Source organism: Roseixanthobacter psychrophilus (assembly GCF_043195195.1).
Taxonomy (GTDB): domain Bacteria; phylum Pseudomonadota; class Alphaproteobacteria; order Rhizobiales; family Xanthobacteraceae; genus NCEH01.
This window is the reverse complement of the sequence record NZ_JBAFWT010000185.1, coordinates 1-478: the sequence shown is the minus strand read 5'-3', so window position 1 is coordinate 478 and position 478 is coordinate 1. Positions and strand designations below refer to the sequence as shown.

The following is a 478-nucleotide window of genomic DNA, read 5'->3' as shown; positions in this document are numbered from 1 at the left end:
CAAGAATGGGCGCCGTCCAGTCAATATCTTCTTCTGTAACGCTATTATGTATGATGTTTAACCCGACCAATGTTAGGTGTTTAAACTCTTCATTCTCCAGATACTCCTTCAAATCTTTGAAGTACTCCGGATCTGCGACAATCATTTCGTCACAATCGGTATAAATTACAACGTCATAATATGAAAGCAACGAAGAGTGAAAGCGCGAGATCATCTGCGCACGCGATTCATTTTCGTACACCCCGCGAGGCAGCTTTATCCGACTTGCCTCTCCTATATTATCTACAGAACCATCATTTGAGCCATGGTCGATAATATATAAATTCTCACTCCCGAACATATTTCCGTAATATGACATCCATATAGGCAGATTTATCTTTTCATTATATACCATCGTGATGACGGCAACCTTCATTTTAATCTCCATAATCCGGTCAATGCCGCGCACTGAATTTTGAGCCGCCTTTTTATGTTGTCG

Annotated in this window: 1 protein-coding gene; it reads right to left on the bottom strand. The window is 41.0% G+C overall.

Going from position 1 to position 478, the window contains the following annotated elements:
* Positions 1-415 (bottom strand): glycosyltransferase family 2 protein (locus V5F77_RS29130; RefSeq protein ID WP_429008519.1); only part of this gene is annotated, 415 nt, incomplete at its 3' end.
* Between the last annotated feature and the right edge of the window lie 63 nt (positions 416-478).